The organism is Methylobacterium sp. (assembly GCF_019750675.1).
GTDB lineage: Bacteria > Pseudomonadota > Alphaproteobacteria > Rhizobiales > Beijerinckiaceae > Methylobacterium.
In genome coordinates this window covers 1-9,680 of sequence record NZ_JAIEOF010000354.1, presented here as the reverse complement: position 1 = coordinate 9,680, position 9,680 = coordinate 1, and the positions used below count along the sequence as shown (strand labels likewise).

The 9,680-nt window shown below is 69.4% G+C and carries 9 protein-coding genes, 1 tRNA gene and 1 other RNA gene; 6 read left to right on the top strand and 5 right to left on the bottom strand.

The window, feature by feature from the left end:
• Position 1 precedes the first annotated feature (1 nt).
• A tRNA-Arg gene (locus tag K2X24_RS18025) sits at positions 2-75 on the bottom strand.
• Positions 76-536: 461 nt separating this feature from the next.
• Here K2X24_RS18025 and K2X24_RS18020 point away from each other — a divergent pair.
• Complete coding sequence (locus tag K2X24_RS18020) at positions 537-923, top strand: hypothetical protein (protein ID WP_292499736.1); 387 nt, start codon at positions 537-539, stop codon at positions 921-923.
• A 43-nt stretch (positions 924-966) separates the two neighbouring features.
• Positions 967-1,641, top strand: coding sequence for a hypothetical protein (locus tag K2X24_RS18015; RefSeq protein WP_292499734.1), 675 nt, complete (start codon positions 967-969; stop codon positions 1,639-1,641).
• A gap of 185 nt (positions 1,642-1,826) precedes the next feature.
• Here K2X24_RS18015 and ssrA read toward each other — a convergent pair.
• The 4 genes from ssrA to K2X24_RS17995 form a co-directional block, all read right to left on the bottom strand.
• Positions 1,827-2,194: a transfer-messenger RNA gene (gene ssrA / locus K2X24_RS18010) on the bottom strand.
• 5 nt (positions 2,195-2,199) lie between these two features.
• On the bottom strand, positions 2,200-2,550 hold the full coding sequence (locus tag K2X24_RS18005) for a hypothetical protein (protein ID WP_292499733.1): 351 nt from the start codon (positions 2,548-2,550) through the stop codon (positions 2,200-2,202).
• Positions 2,531-2,722: a hypothetical protein gene (locus tag K2X24_RS18000; protein WP_292499731.1), complete on the bottom strand. Its 192-nt coding sequence runs from the start codon at positions 2,720-2,722 to the stop codon at positions 2,531-2,533. Before K2X24_RS18000 ends, K2X24_RS18005 begins: the two co-directional genes overlap by 20 nt.
• A 156-nt stretch (positions 2,723-2,878) precedes the next feature.
• Positions 2,879-4,051: a zinc-dependent alcohol dehydrogenase gene (locus K2X24_RS17995; protein WP_238280142.1), complete on the bottom strand. Its 1,173-nt coding sequence runs from the start codon at positions 4,049-4,051 to the stop codon at positions 2,879-2,881.
• Positions 4,052-4,257: 206 nt separating this feature from the next.
• On the opposite strand from K2X24_RS17995, the gene K2X24_RS17990 reads away from it, so the two are divergent.
• The 4 genes from K2X24_RS17990 to topA all read left to right on the top strand — a co-directional run.
• Entirely contained in the window at positions 4,258-4,464 is a 207-nt protein-coding gene (locus tag K2X24_RS17990; RefSeq protein WP_238280141.1) for a hypothetical protein, read from the top strand.
• 206 nt (positions 4,465-4,670) lie between these two features.
• Positions 4,671-5,051, top strand: coding sequence for a response regulator (locus K2X24_RS17985; RefSeq protein WP_292499729.1), 381 nt, complete (start codon positions 4,671-4,673; stop codon positions 5,049-5,051).
• Between the two features lie 98 nt (positions 5,052-5,149).
• Positions 5,150-7,054, top strand: a complete 1,905-nt coding sequence (locus K2X24_RS17980; protein WP_292499728.1) for an AI-2E family transporter — start codon at positions 5,150-5,152, stop codon at positions 7,052-7,054.
• A 173-nt stretch (positions 7,055-7,227) separates the two neighbouring features.
• The coding region (gene topA, locus K2X24_RS17975; protein ID WP_292499726.1) for a type I DNA topoisomerase at positions 7,228-9,680 on the top strand (2,453 nt) is incomplete at its 3' end.

Below are 9,680 nucleotides of genomic sequence, written 5' to 3'. Positions count from 1 at the left end.
GCGCGCCCGAAAGGATTCGAACCTCTGACCCCCAGATTCGTAGTCTGGTGCTCTATCCAGCTGAGCTACGGGCGCCTTCGACCGGGTGGCTCGTTGCCGCCGCCCCGGTGTGAGCGGGTGTTTAGAGGCTCCTTTTTGCGCTGGCAACCCTGGCCGGACAAGTTTTTCACGCCGGCTCGCCGGATGGGGCCGCCCTGCCTCGGCGCTGCGCGCGACGCGCTGTCGCCGGTCCGGCGGGACGCCCCTTGGCGATCGCGGCCGCGTTCGGCGGATAAAGGTTCTGACGAGCAGCCGGAACGTCCAGATCTGGCTGTCCGCAGGAAGCCTGTCTGTCGCGAAAAGATCGTCCGTGTTGCGGAGCGCGCGCGGAGCACGATTCATCTTGCGATGTCTGTCAGATTTTTTCGGAACAACCGACGAGCGGGCAAAGCTTGGCTCGCCCGGCGTCTTTGTTCGTCGGCACAGCTTGGAACGCTTTACGGTCTCGCGAGATTGAGAGGGACTTTCATCCGTCGCGATACCCCAAGGAGAATGCCGTGAAACGGTCCCTGACTGCCCTCGCCCTTCTGTCGATCCTCGGCGCGAGCCCGGCCTTCGCCCAGACCACCGTGACCGGGACCCCGGCCCCGGATGCGAAATCCAGCGCGAATTCCGGCGGCCAGGAGGCGGTCACCCGCCCCAACACCGACAAGCCGGACGCCACGAAGCCCGCCACCACGCAGGCGGCGGCCCATGCCAAGCTTGAGGAAGGTGCCAACAGCTTCACCGAGGCGCAGACGCATCACCGCCTGACCGAGGCCGGTTACAAGGACATCAAGGGCCTGACCAAGGACGACAAGGGCATCTGGCGTGGCGACGCGATGCTCAACGGAAAGCCGGTCAAGGTCGGCGTCGATTTCAAGGGCAACGTCGCCGCCCAGTAACGGATTCCGAAACCGAAGCGACCTTCGCGAACAGGAGCATCCCATGGCCCATCAGACCATCACCGCCCTCTACGACGATTACGACGCCGCCAGCACCGCCGTCGGCAAGCTCGAGGCGGCCGGCATTCCCCATGCCGACATCAGCATCGTGAGCAGCAACGAGGGCGACCGGCACGCCGGCCGCCTGAACACCACGAACGCGGTCGGCGGCACCGGCCACCATGATACGACCGAGAAGGCCTCCAGCGGCGCCGGTGCCGGCGCCACCGTCGGCACGGTCCTGGGCGGCGCGGCCGGCCTGCTCACGGGCCTCGGCCTCCTTGCCATTCCGGGCGTCGGCCCGGTGGTGGCGGCGGGCTGGCTCGTGGCGACCGTGACGGGTGCGGGCATCGGTGCCGCCGCCGGCGGCCTGGCCGGTGGCCTCACCGGTGCCGGGCTCAGCGAGAGCGACGCCCACACCTACAGCGAGGGCGTGCGCCGGGGCGGTACCCTCGTGACGGTCCGGGCGGACGACGCCCACGCGGCCCGCGTCATGGACATCCTGGAGGAGCACGGCTCGATCGACGTCGACGAGCGTGCGCAGAACTGGCGCGCCGAGGGCTGGACCGCCCCGCAGGCGGCTGCCGCCACTTCGCCGAACGCGATTCCCGGCAGCGCCCTGGGCAGCACCGTCGAGGGCCGAAACCGCGTGCGCGCCTACCCGAACACCCCCGTCTGAGGGCGGGGCACCGTCCGAGTCGCGGGCGGGTGTGAGCGATACGAAACGAGAAGCCCCGGGCCCAATCGGCCCCGGGGCTTTCTCACGTCTCCGGCGCGGACGGCACGAGTCCACGTCGCGAAAGCCGCGCATGCGGGTCGCTCGGAAAATTGCGAATTGTCGGGAAAGGTGGGTCCCGGAGCCGAAGCTCCGGGTTCTGTTTCGACGGTTACCCTACCGCAAGATGCTTACGCCGCGAGGCGGGCATCCATGACAACGTTATCGTTGGCATTTAGAGTTTTGGCCAAATGCTCGAAACAGGGGTTGCCTGCGTCGAACCGGTCGAGTCCTTACCGACAGCCGCATCGTCTTGCACCGAAGTGAAAGCGAACTCGCGATCCCTTTACCGCCCAGTCGATCCTATTTCGCCCCCATCAGAAGCTCACCGGCGCGGACGCCCGTGAGCTCGTGGTGGAGGCGCCGGAGTACTGCCCTCCGGGTCCTGAAACGTTATTACGAACCGGTCATCAACCGCAGCCCCGATATAGGCGAACCCGGCCCGCCGGTCCAGTCGGCGCGTTATCCCGCCGCATCTTTCTGGTCCGCGAACCAGGCGGCGTAGGGCGTGTTGCGGGCCATGTGCCGGTTGAAGTCGGGAGCGCCGTCGTCCCACCAGACGGGACCGCGTTCTCCGAGACTCCGCTTGGCGGCGTCCACGGCACGGCGGGCGTTCGCGAGGGCGTCCGCATCCCCCGCCGCCTTGGCGGCCTTCACGGCGCGGCGGGCCTCCATCAGGGCCGTCACGAGGGTTTCGCGGTCGGCGGGTGCGAGGTCGGGGCGGGTCCGGCGCCAGAGCCGGCCGCGCACCACGAGGTAGCGCCCGTCCGGCGTCACCGGGGGCGGACCAGCCTCACTCCGCGGCGCGGCCACGGCGCGGGGCCTGCTCCTCGATCAGCGCCTCGACGGCCGCGATCGTGTTCTCAAGGTCCGCCACGCGCCGCAACATGCTGTCCGGCGGCAGCATGTCGATCTTCGCCGCCTCGACGATGAGCGTACGCTGGGCATCCTTGAGGCGGTCAAGGAGTGTTTCCAAGTCTGACATGCTCCGGCTTTAGCGGATGCCCGGCCCGGCCCGCAATGGACATCGGGCCCGGGCGCGCAGAACCCGGATCACGAACGATCCAGTCTCCGCCGGTCGATCGCACGGCCACGCGATCGACCGGCGGACGGGTCCGTTCCACGGCCAGCCCGATCCGGCTCAGTTCGGATGGAAGACCACTTTCACGCAGCCGTCCTTCTTGTCGCGGAACGTCTTGTAGAGCTCGGGGCCGTCGGCGAGGTTGGTGGAGCGGTGCGTGATCAGCGAAGTCATGTCGAAGCGGCCCTCCTGGATCAGCTTCGTCAGGGTCTCGAGGTAGCGCTTCACGTGGGTCTGCCCGCTCTTCAGGGTCAGGCCCTTCTGCACGATCGAGCCCATGTTCACCGGCACCGGTCCGCCATAGACCCCGGGCACCGAGACGATGCCGCAGGGGCGCACGGCCTTGATCGCCTCGGCCAGCACGTAGGGACGCTCGGTGGAGGTGAGTTTCTCCTGCAGGGTGCTCAGCACCCCGGCGATGCCGTGGCCGGCGGTGGCCTCCATGCCCACGCAGTCGATGACGGCGTCGGCGCCCTCGCCCTTGCTGATCTCCTTGATGCGCTCGAACACGTCCTCCTTCATGAAGTCGATGACGTCGGTGGCGCCGTATTTTTGGGCCAGCGCGATGCGCTCGGGCACGGTCTCGATGGCGATGATGCGCTCGGCGCCCATGATCTTGGCGGATTGGATCGCGAACAGGCCGACGGGCCCGGCGCCCCAGACCGCGATGATCTCGCCGCCCTGGATCTCGCAATGCTCGGCGCCCTGCCAGCCGGTGGGCAGGATGTCGGTGAGGAACAGGACCGACTCGTCGTCCATGCCGTCGGGCACCTTCATCGGGGCGACGTCGGCCATGGGTACGCGCACGTACTCGGCCTGTCCCCCGGCGTAACCGCCCGTGATGTGCGAATACCCGAACAGGCCCGCCGTGGTGTAGCCGAACTGGGCGGCCGCCATCGCGGCGTTGCGGTTGGAGCGCTGGCAGACCGACCAGTTGCCGAGCCGGCACTGGCGGCATTCGCCGCAATTGATGTTGAAGGGCACGACGATGCGGTCGCCCTTGCGGAACTTGGTGAAACCGCTCCCGACCTCGACCACCTCGCCCATGAACTCATGGCCGAGCACGTCGCCCGATTCCATGGTGGGCATCTGCCCGTCCATCAGGTGGAGGTCGGAGCCGCAGATCGCGCAGGACGTCACCTTGATGATGACGTCGCGCGCATCCTCGATCCGCGGGTCCGGGACCGTATCGCAGCGGATGTCGCCCTTGCCGTGCCAGCACAATGCCTTCATCGCGAATCTCCATCCGGCGGGCGTCGAATTCCGACGCACGGCGCTTCGGGGCGGTCTGTGAGGAATGTGGGACACCGCGACCCGGGCACCCGCCACGAGAAGGTCGGCGGCCGCGGGCTTGTTCCCTGCGGGGGCGGCGCGCGGGAACGGGCGGGGCCGCCCCCCGTTGGCCACGGATTCACCGGGCGAAAAGGCTGGTCCCCCGCATGCTGTTCCTCGTCCTGCTCCTCGTCCTCCTGGCGACCTTCGTGCTGATGGTGGTCCGGCGCCGGCATCTCGGGCGCCTCGCCTCCTTCGCCACCCTGGTCGCCACCATCATGCTGATGCTCTGGATGCAGGACAGCGGCCTCCTGCCCGGCACCTCCGGCCCGTTGAGCGACGCCCGGCCGAAGACCCGGCTCGACCCGCCGTAAGTGTCGCGGGGATCACAGGCGGGCATCACAGGGTTATGTGCCTGGCGCCGGATCGCCTGGAATGCCATGGACCGTTCCGCCCGGTCGTGCGTTCACAGCACGGCCCGAGCACGTGTCTTGCTCGGGAGCCAGCCCTGGTCTGGCCGCGATGCGCGCGACGCGCCGGGCGGCGGGGCGGCTGGTGACGTTCGAGGGGTTCAGGGCGAATGGCGAAGATCCTGCTGGTGGAAGATCACGAGGAGATCTGGGATTTCCTGTCCCGCCGGCTGAAGCGGCGCGGCTATGACGTGATCCTCGCCCATGACGGCGAATCCGGCGTGCAGCAGGCGCGCACCGGGCAGCCCGACGTGATCCTGCTCGACATGAACCTGCCGATCCTGGATGGCTGGTCGGCGGCCCGCGTGCTGAAATCCGGCAGCGACACCAAGGGTATCCCGATCATCGCGCTCACCGCCCACGCGATGTCGGGCGACCGCGACAAGGCGATCCAGGCCGGCTGCAACGACTACCATCCCAAGCCCGTGGATTTCTCCAAGCTGCTGACGCAGATCAACGCCGCCGTGGGGCCGCAGGAACCCACCGTCTGACCACGCCGCCGACCACCCGCGTTCCACGCCCCTGCCCGTTCGACGCGTCGCGGGATGGCCGTGCCCGTCGCTCATCCTGACGAGATCCAAAGCATCCCATGAGCGACGATCCCATCACCGCCCGCCTGCTGAGGCAGGCGATGCCGGTCTTCACGACCCTGGCCTCCTGCCTCCTCGTCATCACCATCGCGGCGGCGCTCTATCTCGGGCGCGACATCTTCGTGCCCGTGACCCTGGCGATCCTGCTCAGTTTCGTCCTCGTGCCGGGCGTGCGCCTCCTGCGGCGCATCCGGGTGCCCCGGGCCCTCGCGGTGCTGGTCGTCGTGCTGACCGCCTTCGGCGCGCTCCTCGGGGTCGCCCTGCTGATCGCCAACGAGACGGCGCAACTCGCCGCCGACCTGCCGCGCTATCAGGTGACGATGCGCGAGAAGATCGGATCACTGAAGGAGGCCACCGCCGGCAGCGGCACGCTCTCCCGCATGGTCGACATGGTTCAGGACCTCAGTGCCGAGCTGCAGCCGGACCTGAAGACGCCGATTCCCGAGGGGACCGCTGGCAGCGCCGCCCATCCGTTCCACGTGCAGATCGCCTCCGCCAAGGCGGGGCTGCTCGGCACCCTCGGCGCCGTCGCGGGTCCGATCCTGCACCCGCTGGCCACCACCGGCCTCATCCTCATCTTTACGATCTTCATCCTGCTCCAGCGCGAGGACCTGCGGAACCGGGCGATCCGGCTGGCCGGCACGGGCGACCTGCGCCGGACGACGGCGGCCATCGACGACGCGGTCGGCCGCCTCAGCCGTTTCTTCCTGGCGCAGCTCGGGCTCAACATCGCCTACGGGATCGTCATCGGCTTCGGCCTGTGGTGGATCGGCCTGCCGAACCCGATCCTGTTCGGCGTGCTCGCCACGGTCTTCCGCTTCGTTCCCTACGTGGGTGCCGTCATCAGCACCGTGCTGCCCCTCATCGTGGCCGCGGCCGTGGATCCGGGCTGGACCATGGCGATCGCGGTCGCGGCGCTTTTCCTGATCGTGGAGCCCATCGCCGGACACGTGATCGAGCCCCTGCTCTACGGCCATTCCACCGGCCTCTCGCCGATCGCGGTGATCCTGGCCGCCACCCTCTGGGCTTTCCTGTGGGGGCCGATCGGCCTCGTGCTGGCGACCCCCATCACCGTCTGCCTCGTGGTGCTCGGCCGCCACATCGACAGGCTGTGGTACCTCGACGTGATCCTCGGCGACCGCCCGGCCCTGTCGCCGCCCGAGATTTTCTACCAGCGCATGCTGGCGGGAGACCCCGCCGAGGCCATCGACCAGGGCCAGCTCTTCCTGAAGGCCCGCGCGCTCGTCACCTACTACGACGAGGTCGTGCTGGCCGGCCTGCTGATGGCGCAGGAGGATCTCTCGCGCGGCAGCCTGGACCGGTCGCGGCAGGACGAGGTCGGCACCGCCCTGCGCACCGTGGTGTCCCGCCTCGGGGCGCTGCCGGTCCAGCGCAGGACCGGCTCCGGCGCTTCGGCGGGCAATTCCGAGACCTCGGCGGCCTTCGACGCCATCGGGCCGGACCGGCAGGTCGCGGCGACGGTGCTCAGCCCCGCCGACCTCCCGGCGCGCTGGCAAGCCCCCCGGCCCGTGCTCTGCGTGTCCAGCCGCGGCCCCTTCGACGAGGCCGCGACCCTGATGCTCGGCCAGATCCTCGGGCGGCACGGCCTGTCCGCGCAGGTGATGTCGATGGCCCAGCTGCGTCGAGGCGAGACGCCGGAGAACCTCTCGGGGATCGCCCTGGTGTGCTTCTCCTATCTGGAGCCCGTCAGCCTGTCGCAGATCCGGCTCAACGTGCGCCAGGCGCGCCGGGCGATCCCGGGCGTGAAGGTACTGGTCGGGTTCTGGCGCGAGCGCGATCCGGCCACCATCGACCGCCTGCGCCGCACCCTCTCGGCCGACGCGCTGGTGACCACCCTGAACGGGGCGCTGGACGCCGCCCTCACCTTCGCCAGACGCGCCTGAGACGGGGCCGGCGGCGGGCGGTCATTTGACTTCCCCCCGGGGTTGACCCACTTCTCCCCCGCGCCGGCCCCCTGTTCGCGGGTGGCGGCACCCCCCGCACACTCTACCGCCGGTCGTCGCTGCTGCCGGTCGTCGCTGCGGGTCAGGCTCGGACGAGAGGCTAGAATCCGCACATGAAAGTCGTCGTCGTCGAGTCGCCGGCCAAGGCCAAGACGATCAACAAGTACCTCGGCCGCGACTACGAGGTGCTGGCCTCGTTCGGCCATATCCGTGATCTGCCCGCCAAGGACGGCTCCGTCGATCCGGAGGCGGACTTCCATATGCTGTGGGAGCTCGACGACCGGGGCTCGAAGCGCGTCTCCGACATCGTCAAGGCGCTGAAGGGCGCCGACGGCCTGATCCTGGCGACCGACCCGGATCGCGAGGGCGAGGCGATCTCCTGGCACGTGGTCGAGGCGCTCACCGCGCGGCGCGCCCTCAAGGGCATGCCGGTGGAGCGCGTGACCTTCAACGCGATCACCAAGGCGGCGGTGGAGACCGCCATGCGCCAGCCCCGGCAGATCGACCAGGCGCTGGTCGACGCTTACCTGGCGCGACGGGCGCTAGACTATCTCGTCGGCTTCAACCTCTCGCCGGTCCTGTGGCGCAAGCTGCCGGGGGCCCGCTCGGCGGGCCGCGTGCAGTCGGTGGCGCTGCGCCTCGTCTGCGAGCGCGAGCGCGAGATCGAGGTCTTCAAGCCGCGGGAATACTGGTCGCTGGTGGCGACCCTGGTGACCGACACCGGCGCCACCTTCGAGGCCCGCCTCACCGGCGCCGACGGCAAGCGCATCCAGCGCCTCGACGTGGGCTCCGGCGACGAGGCGGCGGCGTTCAAGCGCGACCTCGAACTCGCAACCTTCTCGGTCGGCAGCGTCGAGGCCAAGCCCGCCAAGCGCCACCCCGCCCCGCCCTTCACCACCTCGACCCTGCAGCAGGAGGCCTCCCGCAAGCTCGGGATGGCGCCGGCCCAGACCATGCGTGCCGCCCAGAAGCTCTACGAGGGCGTCGAGATCGACGGCGAGACGGTGGGTCTCATCACCTACATGCGGACGGACGGCGTCGACATGGCGCCGGAGGCCATCGAGGACGTGCGCCGGGTCGTGGCCCGGGAGTACGGCGAGCGCTACCTGCCGGGGAGCCCGCGCAAGTACAGCGTCAAGGCCAAGAACGCCCAGGAAGCGCACGAGGCCGTGCGCCCCACCGACATGGGCCGGCTGCCCAAGACCGTGGCCCGCACCGTCGATGCCGAACAGGCCAAGCTCTACGAGCTGATCTGGACCCGCACGGTGGCGAGCCAGATGGAATCGGCCGAGCTGGAGCGCACCACGGTGGACGTCGTCGCGCAGGTCGGGCCGCGCAAGCTGGAACTGCGTGCCACCGGCCAGGTGGTGAAGTTCGACGGCTTCCTTACCCTCTACCAGGAGGGCAAGGACGACGAGGAGGACGAGGACGGCCGTCGCCTGCCGCCGATGAAGGCCGGCGACGCGCTCAAGCGCGAGCGCATCGCCTCGACCCAGCACTTCACCGAGCCGCCGCCGCGCTATTCCGAGGCCAGCCTCGTCAAGCGCATGGAGGAGCTCGGCATCGGCAGGCCCTCCACCTACGCCGCCGTGCTGCAGACCCTGCGCGACCGCGAATACGTGCGGATCGACAAGAAGCGTCTGGTCGCCGAGGACAAGGGCCGCCTCGTCACCGGCTTCCTCGAGAGCTTCTTCAAACGCTACGTCGAGTACGACTTTACCGCCGATCTCGAGACGCAGCTCGACCGTGTCTCGAACGCCGAGATCGACTGGCGCGAGGTGCTGCGGGACTTCTGGCGCGACTTCTCCGCCGCGATCGCGGGCACCAAGGAGCTGCGCGTCGCCGAGGTGCTCGACGCCCTCAACGACCTGCTCGGCGCCCACATCTTCCCCGAGAAGGCCGATGGCTCGAACCCGCGCACCTGCCCGACCTGCGGCGCAGGCCAGCTCTCCCTGAAGCTCGGCAAGTTCGGCGCCTTCGTGGGCTGCTCGAACTATCCGGAGTGCAAGTACACCCGCCAGCTCGCCGCCTCGGGCGTCGAGGGCGACGGCGAGGGCTCGTCCGAGAACGGCGGCCAGCCCGGCACGCGGGTGCTCGGCAACGACCCCGTGTCCGGCCTGCCCGTGACGGTGCGCGACGGCCGCTTCGGCCCCTTCGTCCAGCTCGGCGAAGCCTCGACCGAGAAGGAGGCGCCCAAGCCCAAGCGCTCGTCGATCCCGAAGGGCACCAGCCCGTCCTCGGTCGACCTGGAAATGGCGCTGAAGCTTCTGTCGCTCCCGCGCGAGGTGGCCCGCCACCCCGAGACCGGCGAGCCGATCCTGGCCAATCTCGGCCGCTTCGGCCCTTACGTGCAGCACGGCAAGATGTACGCGAATCTCGGGCGCGACGACGACGTGCTGGAGATCGGTGCCAACCGGGCCATCGACCTCATCGTCGCCAAGGAGCAGGGCGGCGGCCGGCGCGGACCGGCGGCCGATCCGGGCCGGCCGCTGGGCGAGCACCCCGAGACGGGCAAGCCCATCGTGGTGAAGTCGGGCAAGTACGGCCCCTACGTCACGGACGGCAC

Coding starts and splice junctions, on each gene's coding strand:
- K2X24_RS17990 (WP_238280141.1), top strand. CDS start 4,258: ATGCTGTTCCTCGTCCTGCTCCTCGTCCTCCTGGCGACCTTCGTGCTG.
- K2X24_RS18015 (WP_292499734.1), top strand. CDS start 967: ATGGCCCATCAGACCATCACCGCCCTCTACGACGATTACGACGCCGCC.
- K2X24_RS17995 (WP_238280142.1), bottom strand. CDS start 4,051: ATGAAGGCATTGTGCTGGCACGGCAAGGGCGACATCCGCTGCGATACG.
- K2X24_RS17980 (WP_292499728.1), top strand. CDS start 5,150: ATGAGCGACGATCCCATCACCGCCCGCCTGCTGAGGCAGGCGATGCCG.
- K2X24_RS18000 (WP_292499731.1), bottom strand. CDS start 2,722: ATGTCAGACTTGGAAACACTCCTTGACCGCCTCAAGGATGCCCAGCGT.
- K2X24_RS17985 (WP_292499729.1), top strand. CDS start 4,671: ATGGCGAAGATCCTGCTGGTGGAAGATCACGAGGAGATCTGGGATTTC.